Below are 18,253 nucleotides of genomic sequence, written 5' to 3'. Positions count from 1 at the left end.
CGACGTCCTCACTTCCCCTTCGCAGCCTTCGCCTTCAGCTTCGCCGCGCGATAGCGGGCGGCGCCGCCTTCGCGGATCGACTGTTCGCTGCGCTCGAGCGCCATCGCGTCGTCGGGGACGTCCTTGGTGATGACGGAGCCGGAGCCGATATAGGCGCCCTTGCCGATCGTCACCGGCGCGACCAGCGAGGTGTTGGTGCCGATGAAGGCGCCCTCGCCGATCAGCGTCTTGTGCTTGAGGAAGCCGTCATAGTTGCAGGTGATGGTGCCGGCGCCGAGATTGGAATTGGCGCCGACATGGGCGTCGCCGACGTAGGAGAGATGGTTGACCTTGACGCCGGCCTCCAGCGTCGCGGCCTTGGTCTCGACGAAATTACCGATCCGCGCGCCGTCGCCGAGCGAGGTGCCAGGCCGCAGCCGCGCATAGGGACCGACCGACACCTTCTTGCCGATGCGGGCCTCGACGATGTGCGAGAAGGAATGGATCACGGCGCCCTCGTCGATCGAAACGCCCGGTCCGATCACCACGAACGGCTCGATCACAACGTCCTTGCCGAATTTGGTGTCGGCGGCAAGATAGACGGTGTCCGGCGCGATCAGGGTCACGCCGGCCTCGAGCGCCTGCTTGCGCAGCCGCGCCTGCATCACGGCCTCGGCCTCGGCGAGCTGCGCCTTGGTGTTGATGCCGCGAACTTCGTCTTCGCTGGTTTCGATCACGACGGCCTCCAGTCCCAATTCCCTGACGATGCCGACGGCATCGGTCAGATAATATTCGCCCTTGGCGTTGGCATTGCCGATCTTCTCGATGATCGCGGGCGCCTTCCTGCCGTCGAACGCCATCACGCCGGCATTGCACAGCGTGATCTTGCGCTCCTCGGGGCTGGCATCGGCATGCTCGCGGATCGCGATCAGCTTGCCGTTCCCTGTCACCAGCCGGCCGTAGGCAGTCGGGTCGGCGGCGTGGAAACCGAGCACCGCGAGCGTGGCGCCGTCGCGCAGCGGAGCGCGCATCCGCGCAAAGGTCTCGGCCGAGATCAGGGGCGTGTCGCCGAACGCGACCAGCAGGTCGTCGGCGCCGCGGGCGAGCGCCTCGCGCGCCGCCAGCACCGCATGCGCCGTGCCGAGCCGCTCGCGCTGCACGAAGGTCTGCGCATCGGGCCGCACCCGGCGCGCCTCGGCGGCGACCGCCTCGTGGTCGGGACCGATCACGACCGCGAGCTGCGATCCCTCGCCGGAGGCGGCGGCATCGAGCACATGCGCCAGCAGCGACTGCCCGGCCACCGGGTGCAGCACCTTCGGCAGCGACGAGCGCATCCGCGTGCCCTCGCCGGCCGCAAGCACCACTGTCAGGCTCGTACGCGCAGTCATTCGGCATCCTCGACGGTTCGCGCAGCCAGCTGCGCAGCGCTTTCTTTGAGGCCGTCTTTAATTGTTTTCCCCGGCAGAAGAAACCGATTCGCCTCCGTGGCTCCTCAGATTCAAGTTCCCGGTCCATTTCCTGTTAATCTTTGCCTCGTGATTCGGCGGGCCTTGAGGAGGGCCAAGCGGGCTTTGGCCAAAGATCCCGACAATCTGGCGGCGGATTTCGACACCGAAAGCACCACCGGCTTTTTGGCCGAGGAGGATGCCTTCGATCGCCGCATGCTGTGGCGGCTCGGCTCGTGGGGCGTGGCTGCGGTCGGCGCCGTCATCATCGCCGTGACGGCCAACCAGTCGGCGCTGACGCTGCGGCGCGACCAGGTCGCCGCATCCGATGTCGCGCGCCAGGCCCAGCAGCTGCAGACGCTGGCGAAGGAGAGCCACAACGAGACGCGCCGGCTGGCATCCGCGATCGATACACTCAACGGCGACCGCGACCGGCTGTATTCGCGCGTCACCACGCTGGAACAGGGGCTCGACTCCGTGACCGGCGCCATCGCGAAACAGCCGGCGGCACCACCACCAACTCCGGCAGCGGCGCCTGCTACGCCGCCCGCTTCAGCCAATTCGGCGCCGGCAGTGGCGGCACCAGCCGTTGCCGCCGTCGCAACGACGCTGGCTGCCGCATCGGACAAGCCGGTCGCGACCGACAAGGTGGTGGCATCCATCGACAGCAAGGCGCCGGCGCCGGTCGAGAAGCCAATTGCTGCGGCCGAGAAGCCCATGGCGGCTGACAAGAAGCCGGCGGCCGCCGCGAGCAGGCCGCAGGTTGCCGGGGAGAAGCCGTCGGCGCCCGAGAGCTCGTCGCCGGTTTCTGCCTCCGCCCCGTCAGTTGCCAGTCCGATGAGCGCCGCGGCCGCCGCGGCCAGTACCGACGAAGTAAAACCGGCCGCGCCGGCGCCCGCGGCCACGCCGGCTGCGGACAAGCTGTTGTTGGCATCGCGCGATCCTGCGCCGAACAAGGCGACCGAAGCGGCCAAGCTGCCGACTTCGAGCGATGTCAACGCCGCGCCGATCCCGCCGCTGGTGATCACCCCGGATCCGGACTCCGAAGTTGAAGAGGATGCGCCGAAGGCGCAGATCCAGCGCACCGAGTTCGGCGTCGATCTCGGCACGGCAAATTCGGTCAATGGACTGCGCGGGCTCTGGCGCAGCCTCTTGAAGTCGAAGGCCAACGCGCCGCTGGCTGCGCTGCGGCCGATCATCGTCATCAAGGAGAACAGCAACGGGCTTGGCATGCAGTTGCGCCTGGTGGCCGGACCGCTGAACGACGCCGGGACCGCCGCCAGGATTTGCGCCGGCCTCAGCCTGGTCCAGCGGACCTGCGAGACGGCGATCTATGACGGCCAGCGGCTGGCCCTGAACGAGCCGCCGGCCGGAGCTAGGCCGGCTTTGCCGCACCGGCGGGTCGCACCGAGGCGCACGGTCGCACCGCCGCAGCCGGTTGCCGAGGAAAAGAAGCCGGAGCCGACGTCAATCTCCTCGATGTTCCGGCGGAACAGCCAATAATCATGTCCGGCAAAGGATTGCGGCCAAATTCTCAACCGATTTCGCTGCTCTGACCGAGCCTTGTCCGAAACCCCGTTCCCGACCATAGTGCCGCGATGACAAAACCTCCGTTCCGCCTCTCCCCCTATCAGGTCCAGTTCCTGATGGTCGTGGGCTTCGTCACCGTCGGCTACGCGCTGTACGTGCGTTATCTCGCCATCGAATTCTCGCCGGTTGCACTGGCCTGCGACGCCGGCACGCAGACCATGCTCTGCAAGGCCCGCGCGCTGTCGACCGTGCTGTTCAAGAACTCGGTGTTCGGGATCACCGCGCTGGTAATTGCGGTGCTGAACCTGACGCGGCCGTCGATCGTGCTGCTTACCGTCGGCTTGGTCGCAGCCGGGCTCGGGATCGTGCTCTACAACGTCGTGTTGTCGGGGCTTGCGATCGGCTTGTTCATCCTGGGTTTTGCGCGGCCCGCGCCCGCCACAGCGTAGCGGCGAGCAAGAGGTACATCACGCAGGTCCAGTCCGACTGCCAGTTGATCGTGCCCTCGTTGTAGATCGTGAACAGGGCGGCGATCGCCAGAAGGCCGGCGAACACGGATTCCGCGAGCGGCCGGATGCCTTCCTTTGGGCGATTGAGCATGGTGAGCAGCGCGAACGGCACCACCGCCATGGTGAGCGAAGCGTACGGGAAATCGCGGTAGCGCGGATCGAAGGCGAAGCCGAGCGCGGTTTCGGCTGCGATCACCGTGGTGATGACCAGCACGATCGCCAGCAACGCGCCGATCGCGCCCTTGCCGCGATAGTCGCGCGGCCCGACCAGCTCCAGAAAGGTCGGCAGCGAGCGCCCGGCGATCAGCGCATGCGCCGTCAGCAGGGGCGAGGCGATCGCGGCCGCGAGCAGCACGCCCCAATGCAGCCAGCCGCCGACGCCGTAGCTCTCGTAATACATCTTGTCGCCGGCGATCCCGAGCAGCGCCCCCGCCGTCGTCGCCGAAATCGCGACCGCGATCCAGGCCGACGGCCGCGGTGTCCAGGGCCGGCGGCGCAGCGTCAGCCAGGCCGCGAGGAAGGTCGCGACGGACAGCGCCATGCCGCCCGCCATCTGCAGCTTCCAGTCGGGGTAATTGCTGATCGCAACGCCGGGCGGGTACTTCACCTGCCGCTTGGCCGCATCGAACAGGCCCCAATTGCCGCCGACGGTGCCCTCGAGCTTGCGCTTCCAGGGCTGGTCATAGGCCTCGATCAGATTGACCCGAAAGCCCTCGCGCTTGGCGAGATCGAGGATCTCGGACACCACCCGCGCCTGGTTGGTGCGCGACGGCAATGCGCCCTCCCGCATCCGCCCCGCGCTCGGCCAGCCGGTCTCGCCGATCAGAATCTCCTTGCCCGGGAACGTCACCGCCATCCGCTTGCGGATATCGTCGACATGCGCCGCGGCGTACTTCGCCTTGATCGGGACGTCCTCCCAATACGGCAGGATGTGAATGGTGACGAAATCGACCGCGTCATAGATCTCGCGGTTCTTCACCCAGTATTCCCAGACGTCGGCATAGGTGACAGGGAGATTGCCCGCCGCCGCCTTCACCGCACGGATGTTGCCGGCAAGATCGTTGGCGGTCATCTCGCCGCGCAGCAGCACCTCGTTGCCGACGATCAGCGAGGTGACGACGCCGGGATATTCCTTGGCGAGCCGGACCGCGATTGCGATCTGCTGCAAATTCTTGAAGCGGTTGCTGCTGAGCCAGATGCCCTGCATCACCTTCAGCCCGACCTTGGCAGCCACGCCGGGCACCTGGTCGAGGCCGTTCTCGATCGAATAGGTCCGCACGCAGTCGGTGACCTTGGCGAGATCGGCGAGGTCCTGCTCGATCTGCTCGACCGGAATCTGCGTGGTCGGATCAAGCGGCGTCTGGGCGCCGCGGAACGGCGTGTAGGACACGCATTGCAGCTTTGCGGCAGGATCGATCGGCGCACGCGCCAGCGTAATCGGCGTGGCGAGCCACCACCACACAGATGCAATCACAGCGAGCGAGATCAGGAGAAGCGCCAGCGGCGTACGAAGCGAAATCGGTTCCATCCTCCGGGGGACCGTCGAATTAGCCGGTCACAGCCCGTCTGCCAAGTCCAGGAATCGGTCAATACCATGGTTGTCCTGCGACAGTTTTGCGCTGGGTCGATAAAGTTGTGAGTTTGCTGGACAAAATACCAAATTCCAGTCATGGGATTCCGCCAGAGTCTCCGCCGCACTGGAGACCTATTTGGACGGCATCACGCGAGCCGTTAGGATGATCCCGCAGGGGCCGGAACATATCGGGGAATGCATGCGTCGACGGCTGCTTGAGTTGAAGAACACTGCTTTGCGCCATCTTGCCGTAACGGGCCTCGTCACAGCGCTCGCGCTCTTGAACGGAGCGGGCGGCGCGTTCGCCCAGAGCGGCACGCCGAATCCGCCTGATCAGGCCAAACAGCAGCCTGGACAGCCCGACGCCAATGCCAACGCCGTGCGGGAGGCCAACCAGCGCAAGGTCGAGGAGTTCGTCGAGGCCCAGCAGGCCATCAACGGCCCGGCCGGCAATCCGGAATGCGTCTGGCTCGGCCGCCGCGTGGTCCGCCTGATGTGGAACGACGACCTCGACACCGCCTTCCGCCATCTCGACCTCTATGACCGGTTCGGCTGCCCCGGCGGCCACGTCCAGGCCGCCTTCCGCTGCCTGACCCGGTTCGGCGCCCAGATCGACGACAAGGTGCGCGGCAGCCTCGATGGCCGCATTCACGCCTGCTGGATCAACCCGGGTGCCCAGCCGCAGGCCGCGGCAGCCGCAGCCGCGCCCACCCCGGCGCCGTCGACGGCCGGCAATGCCGCGCCTGCGCCGGCCGCCTCGCCCTCGCCTGCGCCGACCCCGTCGGCGACACCGGCGCCGGCATCGAAATAGCCGCATGGCACGATCGGATCCGGCCACGATTTTTTTCGCGGCTGGAACGGCTTGCGCCCTTAAAACGCCATCGCGGCACACCAGTTGTTAAATCGGATGGCGGAGATATCTTTCCCTCCGCCGCTATGTTGGTCGAACCCAGGGGACGGGTTCGCTTAGTCCTCAATCTCAGGCCCCGTATGGTTTAACCGCGATGCGCGCCGTCGTCGCCGTCCTGTTGCTTGTCACCGCCGCCCACGCCGCCCTGTGGGGTCTCTTCCAGGAGAAGCAGTCGGCGCCCGATTTCCGTGGCACGTTGCCGAGCCTGTCCTATGCCCCGTTCGAGTCCGGCCACTCCGTCGCGGACGTTGCCGCCGACAGCGAGAAGGTGCGCACCGACCTGCGAAAGCTCTCGACGCTCACCAAAGCGGTCCGCCTCTATTCGTCGACGGAAGGCAACGAGCTGGTGCCGCCGGTCGCCGCCGAGTTCGGCATGAAGGTCACGGTTGGCGCCTGGATCGACAAGGACGCCAACCGCAACAATCGCGAGATCGAAGCCGCGATCAACCTGGCCAAGCGCAACAGCAACGTCATCGGCATCGTGGTCGGCAACGAAACCGTGTTCCGCGGCGAGCAGGTCCCACTCGAAAACCTCGGCTCGGTTCCGGAGATCGGAGTGCCGCCCGAGGAGTCCGAGCGCATCCTCCGCGAGGAGGCGCAGCGCCTGCGCGACGCGGAAACGCAACCCGAAGACAAGCGGTCCGAAGCCGTCAAATGGGCGATCGCCGAAAGCAACGTGCACCGGCTGATCAAGGTGATCCAGCGCGTCAAGAAGTCGGTCAACGTTCCCGTCACGACCGGCGAAATCTGGAACATCTGGCGCGACCATCCGCAGCTCGCCAATTCGTCCGACTTCATCGCCGCGCACGTGCTGCCGTACTGGGAAAACTTCACCGACAAGCAGGCGGTGGATCAGGCGGTCGACCGCTACAACCTCCTGCGCGACTCCTTTCCCGGCAAGCGCATCCTGATCGCCGAATTCGGCTGGCCGAGCCAGGGCTACAATCTGCGCAGCGCCGAGCCCGGCCCATTCCAGCAGGCCACCGTGCTGCGCAATTTCGTCGCGCGCGCCGAAGCCATCGGCATGGACTACAACATCGTCGAAGCCATCGATCAGCCGTGGAAGTTCTTTGAAGGCGGCGTCGGTCCCTACTGGGGCATCCTCAATGCCGACCGCGAGGCGAAGTTCGCCTGGACCGGCCCGGTCACCGATCTGAACTACTGGAAGATCGCGCTGGTCGCCGTGCTGGTCGGCCTTTTCATGTCGCTGCCGATCCTGCGGCTGGACCAGCCGACCGTGATGCAGGCGCTGCTGCTGTCGGCCGCAGCCAACGGTGTCGGCGCCTGGGTTGCGACCGTGTTCTCGTACTGGACCACGCACTACTTCGTCTGGGGTTCGGCCTTCGCGCTCAGCCTTGGCCTCGTGCTGCTGGTTCCGCTGGTCCTGATCGCGATGGCGCGGATCGAGGAGATCGCAGCGGTGGCGTTCGGCCGCGGCCCGCGCCGGCTGATCGGCAGGAGCGCGACCCTCGCACCGGCCACGATGGGCGAGAATGTGACGTTCCCGAAAGTCTCGATCCACATCCCGGCCTATTTCGAACCGGTCGAGATGCTGAAGCAGACACTCGATGCGGTGTCGCGGCTCGACTATCCGAATTTCGAGTGCGTCTGCATCATCAACAACACGCCCGATCCCGACTTCTGGCGGCCGATCCAGGATCACTGCCGGATGCTCGGCGAGCGCTTCAAGTTCATCAATGCCGAGAAGGTGCAGGGCTTCAAGGCCGGCGCGCTGCGGATTGCGATGGAGCGGACCGCGGCGGACGCCGAGATCATCGGCATCATCGACGCCGACTATGTCGTGCATCCGGACTGGCTCAAGGATCTGGTGCCGGCGTTTGCCGATCCGCGTGTCGGCCTGGTGCAGGCGCCGCAGGAGCATCGCGACGGCGACCGCTCATTGATGCACTACATCATGAACGGCGAATATGCCGGGTTCTTCGACATCGGCATGGTCCAACGCAACGAGTTCAACGCCATCATCGTGCACGGCACGATGTGCCTGATCCGCCGCGCCGCGATGGACAAGGCCGGCGGCTGGTCCAGCGACACGATCTGCGAGGACACCGATCTCGGCCTTTCGATCCAGCAGCAGGGCTGGCTCACGCACTACACCAACGTGCGTTACGGCGAAGGCCTGCTGCCCGACACCTATGAGGCCTTCAAGAAGCAGCGCCACCGCTGGGCCTATGGCGGCTTCCAGATCGTCAAGAAGCACTGGCGGCGTTTCCTGCCCGGCGCGAGCCGGTTGACGCCGGACCAGCGCCGCGAATTCTCGCTGGGCTGGCTCAACTGGTTAGGCGCCGAAAGCCTCGGCGTCGTGGTTGCGATCCTCAATCTGATCTGGGTCCCGATCGTCGCGTTCGCGGACATCGCGATCCCCGACAAGATCCTGACGCTGCCGATCATCGCCTCCTTCATCGTCTCGCTGTCGCACTTCGTGGTGCTCTACCGGCTGCGGGTGAACATCAAGGCGGCCCAGATGCTGGGCGCCATGATCGCGGCGATGAGCGTGCAGTGGACGGTGTCGCGCGCGGTGGCGCAGGGCCTGATCACCGAGCATCTCGCGTTCGCCCGCACATCGAAGGGCGGCCTGTCGCGGATGTCGATCGAATTCCAGGCGTTCTGGGAGGCCGTGATCGGCGTGCTGCTGCTGGTCGGCGCCATCGTGCTTGTCGTCACCAACGGCTACAAGCAGGTGCGCGAGATCTACATCTTCGCCGGCGTGCTGGTGCTGCAAAGCCTGCCATTCCTTGCGGCGGTTTCCATTGCGATCCTGGAGAATTCGCGGATCAACGAGTTCGCATTCTGGCGCAACAGCGCGATCCGGACGGCGGAACTGATCGGGCTCCGCCCGGTCAGCCTGCCCTCGGTCGCCGCCCCGTCGCAGCCGGTCGGCTCGGAAATCCGCCACGACAGCTGACTAACTTCAAGAAACCGGCCTAACCCGAGGCACCGGAACGGCAAATCCGCCCTCAAGGTGCACAATTGACCGTCCCTCGGCTATTGACCCGATGGGCCCTGCCCCCTACACAGCGCGGGCTGGAGCATGATCCGGAGCGGCTCGAAGCCTGCGCGTCCGGATCCGATGTTCAGGTGAGTGAGCGCGTAGCTCAGGCGGTAGAGCACGTGACTTTTAATCATGGGGTCGAGGGTTCGAGTCCCTCCGCGCTCACCAAATAAAATCAATAGCTTAGACTGAGATTCGCGCAACGCTAATATCCATCGTGTCTGCGCTGTGTCTGCAAACACATTACCGGCTCGATCGCTGCGGCGGCCGCGCGGTACCGGCTTGCCATGATGAGCAGCGGCGCCCGCTCTCGGACAGCACCACCCTCTCCGCTTCCTGTCGGCAGATGCGCTCTAGGCGCCGATAGTCGTCGAGTTCGGATCCCATGCGGTCACGGAGACGGCGCACTCGTCGGCAAATTTTGGCAGGCCCACCGTTGTGGGCCATGTGTCAAGCGCGCACTTGGTCGCGATGTCGCCCGCCCGCTGTGGTGGTATCAGCGCCCTCATGAGGTATCTGGATAGAATCGTCGGCGGCTTGGCGCTGTGCGGGCTGGCGGCTGGGGTTTACCAGCTGCGGCAACAGAACGTGGCGCTCGTAGCCGCCATGGCTGAGATGAAGAAGCCAGCACCCGCAGCGGCGCCAGCACCAGCACCGGCCAAGCCAATCCTGCTCTCGCGCGATCCTTATCTGGGTCTGTCCAACGTCACTTCTCCCGATCCAGGCAGCTATCAGCCGCAATTTGTGCAACGTGTGCGATATGTCGGCGCCGGCGGCACAATGCTGCGCACGGAGCAGCTAAGCCCGGCCGATCACCCTGTGATCTGGTCGGAGGCGTATCCCGTTGTTGTCGGGGACGAATTCGATGTCGTCGACGACGAGTTCCACGACCTGCGCGCCGGCAGCACCTTTGTGAAGGTCCGACGTATTCGCGACCAATTTGTCGGCTATCTGCCGCTGCAGGCCTTTGTCGCCGAGACCGTGCCCAGTGAAAGCATCGACAATGTGATGGGCTCGATCGACGGCCACCGTGTGATGCTGATTTTCGGTGGCTCTCCTACTACAGCGATCGACACCGCCAAGGCGATTGATGGCAAAGCGCTTGCGAGCGTCTATAGCGCACCGATCTCTAAGGGTGCTATTCACCCCGTTACGGCTGGAAATCACCTCGCTTCGATGCTGCTCGGACTTGGATTGCCTCACATTGACGAGGCTACCCGCGAGACCACCCTTGCTGCTGCGCGCCGAGTGTTCGACGAATACATCTTCCCGGCAAAGATTGAGATCCGGCCAGGCGTGGCGGCTTGGCCAAATACCTACGATTTCCCGATTCCATGGAACGCGAAGATGAAAGCGCCGTGGTTCTCGGGCTACAGCAACGGCGTGATAGCCAATGCTGCGGCCGTAATGTTCAGGCTTACCGGTGAAGATCGCTATGCCGAACTCGCGCGTGCCGCGGTGGCTTGGATGAAGCTGCCGGCCGCTGACGGCGGCGCGCTATACCAAGACGGCGCCGGGATGTTTGTGGCTGAGTACCCATCGGATGCTCCGACTGTGCCGAACATCGGCGTGCTGGACGGCGAGATGATCGCAGCGTTGGCAGTCTATAACACCGCGGCCCTGCTCGAGGATGATCAGATGATGCGGTTCGCCGCGCAGCTGGCCTATAGTCTCGTGAACAAGACAGACCAGTGCACGACCGCCGACGGCCGGATCAACAACGCCCGCTATCAGTGGCTGATCACCACCGATAGCTATATCACGCCGATGAAGCGCTGGGCCGTCCAACTCGGGATCATCACCAAGGACCGCCGCATGCTGGCGCACGCCGAGAACTGGCGTATTTCGGACGTCTACTGGCCCGGAAATTGAAAATGCCCGGTGGTGAACCGGGCATAGACATTGGCGGCTTATTTAGCGATTTGGGATTAGCGAGACAGCCGCAGGCGGTGTGCCACTAGCCGCTTCCGGTGCGATCGTCGACGGCGCTTCATAGATCACCATCAGCGATATTTAGGACAGATTGTCCCAAGGCAGGGACCGTTAAATTTAGCGGTATGTCGGAAATTTCCGACTCTGCCATGACTGCACGGATCTTGTCGGAGATGGCTTGCTGGATCTCCGGCGCAGCCTGGCTGTACGCCTCGCCAAACTCCTCCCGTGTCATCACGGCAGCCTCGTGTTCTACCGCCTCGTCGAGTTCCCTCCGCGCTCACCAAACAAAATCAATAGCTTAGAAGAAAAACCAGCCAACCCGGAAATCCGCTGTGTGGGCAGTGTGTTGGCAAACTCATTGCCGCGCTCGATGGCTGCGGCGGCCGCGCGATAGCGGCCCGCCATGATGAGCAGCGCCGCCCGGCGCTGAGTGTTATCCGGCTTGACCTGGATCAACAGGCCGGCAGGAAACACTCAGAAACGTGCTAGGCATGACCCGGGACACCGCCATCACCATCGCCGGATACGCTTCAATCGCGCTTGCGGTGGTGGTTCTGATCGTAGTCTTCGCAGTCCGGGCCTGCACGCGTTCAAAGTGCATATTCGCTGGCATGCCCTACTTGCGCTCCTGCCTGGAACTGCTGCGCCGGTTGGTCGCCAAAGGCGACGTGAGCGGCCTCCCCCTCGCCGAGCGCGCCATCAACGAATACCTGGACGCGACACCGGCGCCGGCCAGAAAGAGCCGGCTGCGCCTCATTCAGCAGGACGTGCTGATACAGCGCGACGCCGTCGTTGGCGATCAGCGGAGCTTCGCCGAGGCTGTGAACGTTTACATCGAGCAAAAGCTGACGGCCCAAGGTCTTGGCAATACACCCGGATAGCGGCACGGCCCCGGTCTTGGAGGACCGGGGCCGTGGGGCAGCGAGGGGTCGGGGTTTGGGGACTTCGGCACCCTCGCGCTGGGCCGGCGCCCAGTTGGCGGCGGTGTGGGCGTCGTGCTGAAATTCAGAACCGCTGACGCGGCTTCGTCAATACCTCAAGTGGATCATCCTGTGACGCTTTTAGGCAGTTCGGCGACCACTCGGCCGGAGCGTGGCATAGCCGTTGCTGATACTCATCTGCTGGGATTGCAGTCCCCAGATTGAAACAGGGCGCCGCCGGGACAAATCATTTCGGGCCCGGCGGCGTATCTTTTTGGGATTGGCGAGACAGCCGCTGTCGGCTGCGCTTCCGGTGCGATTCAGATCACTCGGGCACGCCCTGGCGCCAGCAAGGGCGCTTGTCGCTATTGGTTCGGCCCCGGTTGATGGCGCGCGTCGGCTAGCTCGCGGCCTCCCTCGTCAGGCCTGGACCGCTTCCGCTCGTACACACTACTTTCGGATATCCGGACACCACCAGTGGTTGCGCCTAGTAGCGGACCGCTGGGGAGGCTTTTTTTAATGAGAAATTTGAGAGTGGCGGCGCTGGCCGCCATACCGGGCGGTTGCGCGTCGTCGGCAGCAGACATCACGCCGAACTATGTTTCACCTGTCATCTATCAGTCCTACACGTGCCAACAGCTCGCGCTCGAGGCGCAGGGCGTGTCCGCGCGCGCGGCGGCGCTTTCCGGTGCCCAAGACAGCCAGCGAACGAAGGGCACGATCGCGACGACAGCAGCCGTCATCGTCTTCTGGCCTGCGGCTTTCCTGGTCGGCGGAGACAAGCAGACCGCGGCCGAACTCGGCCAGATGAAGGGACAGATGGTCGCGATTGAGCAGGCCTCGATCGCGAAGAAGTGCAACATCCAGTTCCAGAACAATCCAGTTCCAGAACAAGCCACCGCCCGGACCGACTTAGCGCAGCCTGTTCCCCACACCCTCCGCGCTCACCAATCAAAGCACGCTCGGACCGCAAATGTGCGCTCGGCGCATCTCAAGTGCACCGCGTGCGGCAAGGTCGGCTGGGTCGATACCCGCCTGGACTGGGGCGAGGTCACTAACTTCGCGAAGGGTATTTCGGGTTAGGGGCTTTTCCGCTCGCCGGCTCGAGCATTTGAGCCGACGGGTACGCCTAAAACTTACGTCCGGAAGAGTCTATCTTTCTGCATTCCCCGCTGATTGTAAGGGACTTCCGTTCCGACGACAGGGTTTTGGTAGCTTTGCCTGACTGTCGAGAAATAGTGATCGAAAGCGAAGCTGCGTGGTCTCTTCCACCGATGGTAATGTTTGTCGGGCCATCGAAGGAGAAGGAATCTTGCTCCACCTTCCAGCCTCCTGCGGGATCAACGTAATACTGCAGGGTCGCCGCGGCCATGTTCCAATCATCACTTGAAGCTGGCGGAAAATCGCACTCCAATGCTACGACCACAGTTTGAGCGTGACCTTCCAGGGTCAATGCTCCCAAGGCCAGAAGCGATAAAAATCCATTCCGTATGACTTGCACGTAAAAACTCCTCGAAGCGCTTATCGCACATCTGCATTTTACCCTATTCTCCCCGCCCGAGATTCCCGTGTTTCTACGGCCACCGTCTCCATATTCACAAAGCCAGCGCGGAACGCTTATCTTTTGGCAATGCTGAAGCGAAAGCCGCTCGAACTCCCGCCCGAAGTTGCCCGCAAATTCGCGGCAAAGATGCGGATGTTCTATGCGGAGAGTAGCCCACTCAAGCGTGATGAGATCGCCTCGGATACCTGGCATCTCTTCTAGAGCACATGCCAACGAGCCCGCCGCATCCCTCATCTGAGCAAAATGTTCACGGCTCCATCGTCAGCGGCAGCTCGCCCTGACCGCCCGTCCAGTCGATGATATCGAGCGGGAGCCCTCGCTTCAGCATCTCGGCCTCGAGACTGCCGGCGTGGCGTTTCCATTCGGGCGTCGAGCGGACCCGGAATTTTGGCTCTTCGCCGCTGGCCTCGAATTCATCGTCGGCTTTGAGTGCGCCGCGGATGGCTTCGTACATCATCTTCAGGCTGGCGTCGGTGAAGGCGCCGTAGTCCATCGGTCGTCTCCCTCAGCACTGTCAGAAGCCAAAAGGCCGCCACGAAACTCATCGTGGCGGCCTTCGGCGTAGCGGCCCATCCAGACGGCCCAAGGGGAGCGTGAGTGAGTCGAGTTAACGAAACGTTGTTGGTGCGGTGGCGGCATCCCCGGCAACAAGGCCAGGATCATCCGCACGGCGCCGCAGCCGTACCGGTCCGGCCGCTCGTCAGAGCCTCAGGCATCGAAACAATTGGGCGAGCGCCGTGTTGGCGGATTGCGCGCGCCGTTCGAGGATTTCGGCCGCCGTGGCGTAGTTGCGTGCCAGGATCTGGAGCGCGCGTCGAGCATCCGGCAGCGTGGACTGCTTGGCCATCTCCAGGCACTGGTGCTCGAAGTAGCGAAGCTCCTCAAGTTCGGTCATTGCGATTCGTCCGATTTCATCTGCATCTTCGAACTCAGTGCGCCAACGGCCTAGTGAAAGTTTGGCAAGATTGTTGCGGACGCGGGATGATCTGGTCGGAGTGTTGCTGGAGGCGTGATTTGATAATCACTGCTCCGTGACCAGTGCGGGGCGCGCTACGCGGATCGACAAGCACGCCCGATCGCTCCAGTATGCGTGAGTCTTGCTTCGGACGCAGCCGCGTCTTGACCGCGATGTTGGGGCGTCTTCGCGCGGATGGCGGTGGCGAGGCATTTGGTGGAGTGGTTGGCGCAGGCATGTGGCCGGCGTGTCCTTGAGTTGGCATTGTTGTATCAGATGAAGAAACGCGATTGGGCCTTCGTGGCCGCCTGCGTGGCCGGCGCGGTGTTGTTCGGTGTCTGGAGTTTCCAGATGGGGATCGCGTTTCATCGCTCCCGACAGGGCGCAACCGATCTCTCCAGCTCGCACCGGCGTAGCCAGGACGGCTCTCAGGACGCCTCTTCCGCGAGCAGCCCTGCCCGGCCCGCGGCCGACGACAGCGACCAACAGGTCCGACAGCCGCGATAGCCGGCGCAATTGCGTTCTTCACCGCCGCATCGCCTCGATCTAAGCCCATGCCAGCCCCGCGACGACAGCGGGCTCATCATCGTCGGTCCTCGCACCGGTGAGGCGCCTGCGGCGCGCGCTGTCCTTGGCGCGACGATGACGCGTATCAAACCGGCGTAGCGCCATCGGCACACGCCGCGCGAGGCCTTGAGCGAGCTCGATGGCCTGTCTGACCACGGCCATCACGGTCGCCACGCGCGTGAACAGGCCGATCAGGAAGATCATCGAGAAGACGTCGATATAGGCCAGCACATCGCCGACCAGCATCAATTCGGGAGGAAGCGGAATCCGGTGCAGATAGGCACCGATCAGGATGACGACCGGGATCAGCGCGATCAGCTTCCGCAACGTCAGCCGATCCAGCAGGGCCGCGAGCTCAACGACCAGGACCTGCCAGAGCCAGTCGCCAAGCGCGGCCGGCTTGTCGATCGTCCAAGTCCGCCACAGCGTCTGCCACAGCTGCCGCCAGTTCCGTTTCCACATCGCAGCGACCGCATCCTCTCGAGCGCAATACCGACGGCTACGGCTTCGACGACGCCTCGCTGCCGTCGCCCTCGACCGCGGCGCCCTGCACATCAGCCGAATCGGCCGACGGAAAGATGCGCTCGTAGTTGGCCCGGGCTTCGCGAATCAGACGCGCGCGCTCCAGTTCAGACTTCGAGATGAACCTGATGATCTCGCCCATGTGCTCTCCAACGCAGGGTGAATTCTCCGACCATCGACAATGCAACCATCATGCCTGATGGCCGCCCGGCCGACATGCTCGTACCGCTTAGCGAGGGGCCCGCGGCGATATCCGCTGCTGGCTGAACGCAACACGCGGATTGATGCCGCAATAGGCATCGCGGCCTGACGCCGACGCCTGGCACTGCTCGTAGGTCTGGTAGCCGCAATAGCCGGGATATCCCTCATCCCTGCCCTGGATGCACCAGGGATAATCATAGGGATCGGCCGCCGCCGGCTGTGCGGAGCCGACAATCCAGCTCGTCCCGAGCGCCGCGAACGCCAGAATTGCCAAATTCGACCTGCGCATGATCCTGCTTCCTTCTCGATCGGCACCCAGCCGTTGATTTAGGTACGCCGGGAAGATCTGCGAGGTTTCCGCTCTCCGCCTCAAGAAGGTGTGACCCGCGCGCGAGGAGCGCATCGGAAGCCAAGGCGCTCCGGATGGGCTGGGGACCACACAAAAAACACGAGGCCCGGTGTGCCTAGGAGCCCGGGCCTCGTGTCTGATGTCCCCCGCCTCAGTGGCGGATCAGGCGTTGTGGTTACGCGAGCTTGTCCGCGCGATCCATCCCGGATGACTACGGGGGTCGGGCGCGCGCAGACTTCACTTGCTGTAGCTGTAGAACCCCTGCCCGGTTTTGCGGCCGAGATGGCCGGCATCGACCATCTCCTTCAGCAGCGGCGCCGGCCGGTATTTGGGATCGTTGAAGCCGGTGTAGAACACCTCCATCACCGACAGCATGGTGTCGAGCCCGATCAGGTCGGCAAGCGCGAGCGGGCCGATCGGATGGTTGCAGCCGAGCTTCATGCCGGCATCGATCTCTTCCGCGGTCGCAATGCCTTCCTGCAGCGCGAAGATCGCCTCGTTGATCATCGGGCACAGGATGCGATTCACCGCAAAGCCCGGGCTGTTCTTCGCGGTGATCGCGACCTTGCCGATACGCTTTGCGAAGGCTTCGGCCTTGGCGACCGTGTCGTCCGAGGTCTGCAGGCCGCGGATCAGTTCGAGCAGCGCCATCACCGGGACCGGATTGAAGAAGTGCATCCCGATGAAGCGGTCGGGACGATCCGTCGAGGCCGCAAGGCGGGTGATCGAGATCGACGAGGTGTTGGTTGCGACCAGCGCGCTCGGCTTCAGCCCGGCGCAGAGATCCCTGAGGATCTTGACCTTCAGCTCCTCGTTCTCGGTGGCGGCTTCGATCACGAGATCGCAGGCGGCAAGCTTGGACTTGTCGGTGGTCGCGTTGATCCGCGCGAGCGTCGCGTCGCGATCGGCCGCCGTCATCTTCTCCTTGGCGACCAGGCGGTCGAGACTGGACCCGACCGTCTTCAGGCCGCGTTGCACCGCCGCGTCCGAGATATCCACCATGGTCACGGCAATCCCCGCCGCCGCGCAGATTTGCGAGATACCGTTGCCCATGGTTCCGGCGCCGATGATGCCAACCGTCTCGATCATTGTGTCTGTCCCTTCTCGTCGCTTGCGCCGCCTCGCGGCCGCATCGTCAAAACGGCGGACCCCGAGGGTCCGCGGATGGCGCATGCATAGCAGTCCGGCCGAACGGCCGATACAGGAGACGGCGGTATTCTGGTGAGGTCTATTCCGGGCGCGGTGGGATGGATCGCCGTGGCGGGACGGCGGCGCGCGGCGGCAATTGGGTGCGCGGCGGCTCGGCCGCGCGCGACGGCTCGAGCACGCGGTTAAGCCGCACGATCCACCAGGCGAACCGGCCGTAGCTGCGGCGCAGCGCCGACCCAAATCCCTCGTCGATGTCCTGGTCTCGATCCATGCCGCTCCCGTTAGCGTCGATCCTTGAAGGAACGGTGTGACGCGATCACCCGCTGCGGCGGCCGCCGTTAGGAATTTGGCAACTATCGGCGCGCAGGCTGAAGGCTCAGTGCCGGTAATCTCCCGGATTGCACCGGGCCGCCCCCGCGCCGCAGCATCGCCATGGCGGCGCGACTCGCTTTTAATTGATCGAATTTTCCGCCGGGTGCCGCGACATAAGGACATTAGACGACGAGGGCTACGCCCATGCTTTCTGAAAAATTCTTTTTGGTTCTCGAGACATTGCTCAACGGCCAGACCCATTCCGACGGCAGCCCGCGTGTGGTGAGCACATCACCCCACGTCCCGGTCAAGCTTCCGCAGGAAAGCCAGCCGGAACGCAAGCTCCCTCGCTAGGCTTCGTGCCGCGAGCCAGCCTGATCGATCGCCGCGACGAGCGAAGCCGGTCGTCCGTCTCGCGCCCGTGATCCAGCTCATAGTCGGTACCGGTGAGCCACGCTACACCACTCCCACAAGGAAGTGGTGCCGCCGTGAACGATGAGACCGACAGCAAGACCGATTTCGGGAGCATCGCCGTCGCGATCTGCGTCGCCGCCTACACAGCGATCATGCTCGCCGATCTCGCCCAACATGATCTCGGCCTGACCGCCACGCAAACGCGTCATCTTTCGATGATGGCCGCGCTGTTCCTCGCGCTGCCGATCGCGCTGGATTTCCTGCGCACGGGCCCCGGCAAGGCGCGCTGAGCCGGGCCACGGCGCGCCTGCCGCATCCGATCTCCCCTGCCGAACACGCGCCTGCGCAACATAACGCTAGGTGAAGCGACGCGAATCAGCGTTACTTTGCAACTGATCACTTCGTGGGA

Annotated in this window: 20 protein-coding genes and 1 tRNA gene; 10 read left to right on the top strand and 11 right to left on the bottom strand. The window is 64.1% G+C overall.

Annotated elements, in window-relative coordinates; genetic code table 11:
* Window positions 1-8 precede the first annotated feature (8 nt).
* On the bottom strand, window positions 9-1,367 hold the full coding sequence (glmU, locus tag AAFG13_RS04330; protein ID WP_342711221.1) for a bifunctional UDP-N-acetylglucosamine diphosphorylase/glucosamine-1-phosphate N-acetyltransferase GlmU: 1,359 nt from the start codon (window positions 1,365-1,367) through the stop codon (window positions 9-11).
* A 183-nt stretch (window positions 1,368-1,550) separates the two neighbouring features.
* Between glmU and AAFG13_RS04325 the strand changes: the two genes are divergently transcribed.
* Together AAFG13_RS04325 and AAFG13_RS04320 are read left to right on the top strand one after the other, a co-directional pair.
* A complete protein-coding gene (locus tag AAFG13_RS04325; protein WP_342711220.1) occupies window positions 1,551-2,927 on the top strand; it encodes a hypothetical protein in 1,377 nt (458 codons plus the stop codon).
* A gap of 95 nt (window positions 2,928-3,022) precedes the next feature.
* Window positions 3,023-3,403 (top strand): hypothetical protein, encoded by a 381-nt coding sequence (locus AAFG13_RS04320; protein ID WP_342711219.1) that lies wholly within the window; start codon window positions 3,023-3,025, stop codon window positions 3,401-3,403.
* Here AAFG13_RS04320 and AAFG13_RS04315 read toward each other — a convergent pair.
* Window positions 3,363-4,991 carry a beta-(1-6) glucans synthase gene (locus AAFG13_RS04315; RefSeq protein WP_212319723.1) on the bottom strand — a complete coding sequence of 543 codons (1,629 nt, stop codon included), beginning with the start codon at window positions 4,989-4,991 and terminating at the stop codon, window positions 3,363-3,365. The two genes, AAFG13_RS04320 and AAFG13_RS04315, sit on opposite strands and share 41 nt — an antisense overlap.
* A gap of 244 nt (window positions 4,992-5,235) precedes the next feature.
* On the opposite strand from AAFG13_RS04315, the gene AAFG13_RS04310 reads away from it, so the two are divergent.
* From AAFG13_RS04310 to AAFG13_RS04295, 4 genes are all read left to right on the top strand, one after another.
* Window positions 5,236-5,847 carry a beta-1-3, beta-1-6-glucan biosynthesis protein gene (locus AAFG13_RS04310; RefSeq protein ID WP_097672279.1) on the top strand — a complete coding sequence of 204 codons (612 nt, stop codon included), beginning with the start codon at window positions 5,236-5,238 and terminating at the stop codon, window positions 5,845-5,847.
* Between the two features lie 193 nt (window positions 5,848-6,040).
* A complete protein-coding gene (locus AAFG13_RS04305; RefSeq protein WP_342711218.1) occupies window positions 6,041-8,869 on the top strand; it encodes a glycosyltransferase in 2,829 nt (942 codons plus the stop codon).
* 179 nt (window positions 8,870-9,048) lie between these two features.
* Window positions 9,049-9,124 (top strand) — tRNA-Lys (locus AAFG13_RS04300).
* A 339-nt stretch (window positions 9,125-9,463) separates the two neighbouring features.
* On the top strand, window positions 9,464-10,828 hold the full coding sequence (locus tag AAFG13_RS04295) for a D-glucuronyl C5-epimerase family protein (RefSeq protein ID WP_342711217.1): 1,365 nt from the start codon (window positions 9,464-9,466) through the stop codon (window positions 10,826-10,828).
* Window positions 10,829-10,946: 118 nt separating this feature from the next.
* On the opposite strand, the gene AAFG13_RS04290 is transcribed toward AAFG13_RS04295, so the two are convergent.
* Window positions 10,947-11,123, bottom strand: a complete 177-nt coding sequence (locus AAFG13_RS04290) for a hypothetical protein (RefSeq protein WP_342711216.1) — start codon at window positions 11,121-11,123, stop codon at window positions 10,947-10,949.
* 17 nt (window positions 11,124-11,140) lie between these two features.
* The gene (locus AAFG13_RS04285) at window positions 11,141-11,347 is read right to left on the bottom strand and encodes a hypothetical protein (RefSeq protein WP_342711215.1); all 207 of its coding nucleotides are present in this window, start codon (window positions 11,345-11,347) and stop codon (window positions 11,141-11,143) included.
* Between the two features lie 35 nt (window positions 11,348-11,382).
* On the opposite strand from AAFG13_RS04285, the gene AAFG13_RS04280 reads away from it, so the two are divergent.
* Both AAFG13_RS04280 and AAFG13_RS04275 read left to right on the top strand, forming a co-directional pair.
* Window positions 11,383-11,772: a hypothetical protein gene (locus tag AAFG13_RS04280; protein WP_342711214.1), complete on the top strand. Its 390-nt coding sequence runs from the start codon at window positions 11,383-11,385 to the stop codon at window positions 11,770-11,772.
* A gap of 573 nt (window positions 11,773-12,345) precedes the next feature.
* Entirely contained in the window at window positions 12,346-12,894 is a 549-nt protein-coding gene (locus tag AAFG13_RS04275; RefSeq protein WP_342711213.1) for a hypothetical protein, read from the top strand.
* Window positions 12,895-13,622: 728 nt separating this feature from the next.
* Here AAFG13_RS04275 and AAFG13_RS04270 read toward each other — a convergent pair.
* The 7 genes from AAFG13_RS04270 to AAFG13_RS04240 form a co-directional block, all read right to left on the bottom strand.
* Window positions 13,623-13,868 carry a hypothetical protein gene (locus AAFG13_RS04270; RefSeq protein WP_342711212.1) on the bottom strand — a complete coding sequence of 82 codons (246 nt, stop codon included), beginning with the start codon at window positions 13,866-13,868 and terminating at the stop codon, window positions 13,623-13,625.
* A gap of 207 nt (window positions 13,869-14,075) precedes the next feature.
* Window positions 14,076-14,270: a hypothetical protein gene (locus AAFG13_RS04265; protein WP_092114120.1), complete on the bottom strand. Its 195-nt coding sequence runs from the start codon at window positions 14,268-14,270 to the stop codon at window positions 14,076-14,078.
* 606 nt (window positions 14,271-14,876) lie between these two features.
* Window positions 14,877-15,359 (bottom strand): hypothetical protein, encoded by a 483-nt coding sequence (locus tag AAFG13_RS04260; protein ID WP_342711211.1) that lies wholly within the window; start codon window positions 15,357-15,359, stop codon window positions 14,877-14,879.
* A gap of 37 nt (window positions 15,360-15,396) precedes the next feature.
* Window positions 15,397-15,561: a hypothetical protein gene (locus AAFG13_RS04255; RefSeq protein ID WP_212319712.1), complete on the bottom strand. Its 165-nt coding sequence runs from the start codon at window positions 15,559-15,561 to the stop codon at window positions 15,397-15,399.
* An 87-nt stretch (window positions 15,562-15,648) separates the two neighbouring features.
* Window positions 15,649-15,909 (bottom strand): DUF3551 domain-containing protein, encoded by a 261-nt coding sequence (locus tag AAFG13_RS04250; protein WP_092114117.1) that lies wholly within the window; start codon window positions 15,907-15,909, stop codon window positions 15,649-15,651.
* 297 nt (window positions 15,910-16,206) lie between these two features.
* The gene (locus AAFG13_RS04245) at window positions 16,207-17,058 is read right to left on the bottom strand and encodes a 3-hydroxybutyryl-CoA dehydrogenase (protein WP_342711210.1); all 852 of its coding nucleotides are present in this window, start codon (window positions 17,056-17,058) and stop codon (window positions 16,207-16,209) included.
* A gap of 139 nt (window positions 17,059-17,197) precedes the next feature.
* Window positions 17,198-17,389 carry a hypothetical protein gene (locus AAFG13_RS04240; protein ID WP_342711209.1) on the bottom strand — a complete coding sequence of 64 codons (192 nt, stop codon included), beginning with the start codon at window positions 17,387-17,389 and terminating at the stop codon, window positions 17,198-17,200.
* Window positions 17,390-17,634: 245 nt separating this feature from the next.
* Here AAFG13_RS04240 and AAFG13_RS04235 point away from each other — a divergent pair, with 245 nt between their 5' ends.
* Both AAFG13_RS04235 and AAFG13_RS04230 read left to right on the top strand, forming a co-directional pair.
* Window positions 17,635-17,784: a hypothetical protein gene (locus tag AAFG13_RS04235; RefSeq protein ID WP_212319704.1), complete on the top strand. Its 150-nt coding sequence runs from the start codon at window positions 17,635-17,637 to the stop codon at window positions 17,782-17,784.
* 134 nt (window positions 17,785-17,918) lie between these two features.
* Window positions 17,919-18,134 (top strand): hypothetical protein, encoded by a 216-nt coding sequence (locus AAFG13_RS04230; protein ID WP_342711208.1) that lies wholly within the window; start codon window positions 17,919-17,921, stop codon window positions 18,132-18,134.
* Window positions 18,135-18,253 lie beyond the last annotated feature (119 nt).

It is taken from the genome of Bradyrhizobium sp. B124, from assembly GCF_038967635.1.
Lineage (GTDB): Bacteria > Pseudomonadota > Alphaproteobacteria > Rhizobiales > Xanthobacteraceae > Bradyrhizobium.
Note: the sequence above shows the minus strand (reverse complement) of the source record. Positions and strands in the feature narration are given on the sequence as shown.

What these genes read in the sequence shown, in the direction of transcription:
- glmU (WP_342711221.1), bottom strand. Translation starts at nt 1,367, where the DNA reads ATGACTGCGCGTACGAGCCTGACAGTGGTGCTTGCGGCCGGCGAGGGC.
- AAFG13_RS04320 (WP_342711219.1), top strand. Translation starts at nt 3,023, where the DNA reads ATGACAAAACCTCCGTTCCGCCTCTCCCCCTATCAGGTCCAGTTCCTG.
- AAFG13_RS04315 (WP_212319723.1), bottom strand. Translation starts at nt 4,991, where the DNA reads ATGGAACCGATTTCGCTTCGTACGCCGCTGGCGCTTCTCCTGATCTCG.
- AAFG13_RS04310 (WP_097672279.1), top strand. Translation starts at nt 5,236, where the DNA reads ATGCGTCGACGGCTGCTTGAGTTGAAGAACACTGCTTTGCGCCATCTT.
- AAFG13_RS04305 (WP_342711218.1), top strand. Translation starts at nt 6,041, where the DNA reads ATGCGCGCCGTCGTCGCCGTCCTGTTGCTTGTCACCGCCGCCCACGCC.
- AAFG13_RS04295 (WP_342711217.1), top strand. Translation starts at nt 9,464, where the DNA reads ATGAGGTATCTGGATAGAATCGTCGGCGGCTTGGCGCTGTGCGGGCTG.
- AAFG13_RS04290 (WP_342711216.1), bottom strand. Translation starts at nt 11,123, where the DNA reads ATGACACGGGAGGAGTTTGGCGAGGCGTACAGCCAGGCTGCGCCGGAG.
- AAFG13_RS04280 (WP_342711214.1), top strand. Translation starts at nt 11,383, where the DNA reads ATGACCCGGGACACCGCCATCACCATCGCCGGATACGCTTCAATCGCG.
- AAFG13_RS04270 (WP_342711212.1), bottom strand. Translation starts at nt 13,868, where the DNA reads ATGGACTACGGCGCCTTCACCGACGCCAGCCTGAAGATGATGTACGAA.
- AAFG13_RS04265 (WP_092114120.1), bottom strand. Translation starts at nt 14,270, where the DNA reads ATGACCGAACTTGAGGAGCTTCGCTACTTCGAGCACCAGTGCCTGGAG.
- AAFG13_RS04260 (WP_342711211.1), bottom strand. Translation starts at nt 15,359, where the DNA reads ATGTGGAAACGGAACTGGCGGCAGCTGTGGCAGACGCTGTGGCGGACT.
- AAFG13_RS04255 (WP_212319712.1), bottom strand. Translation starts at nt 15,561, where the DNA reads ATGGGCGAGATCATCAGGTTCATCTCGAAGTCTGAACTGGAGCGCGCG.
- AAFG13_RS04250 (WP_092114117.1), bottom strand. Translation starts at nt 15,909, where the DNA reads ATGCGCAGGTCGAATTTGGCAATTCTGGCGTTCGCGGCGCTCGGGACG.
- AAFG13_RS04245 (WP_342711210.1), bottom strand. Translation starts at nt 17,058, where the DNA reads ATGATCGAGACGGTTGGCATCATCGGCGCCGGAACCATGGGCAACGGT.
- AAFG13_RS04240 (WP_342711209.1), bottom strand. Translation starts at nt 17,389, where the DNA reads ATGGATCGAGACCAGGACATCGACGAGGGATTTGGGTCGGCGCTGCGC.
- AAFG13_RS04235 (WP_212319704.1), top strand. Translation starts at nt 17,635, where the DNA reads ATGCTTTCTGAAAAATTCTTTTTGGTTCTCGAGACATTGCTCAACGGC.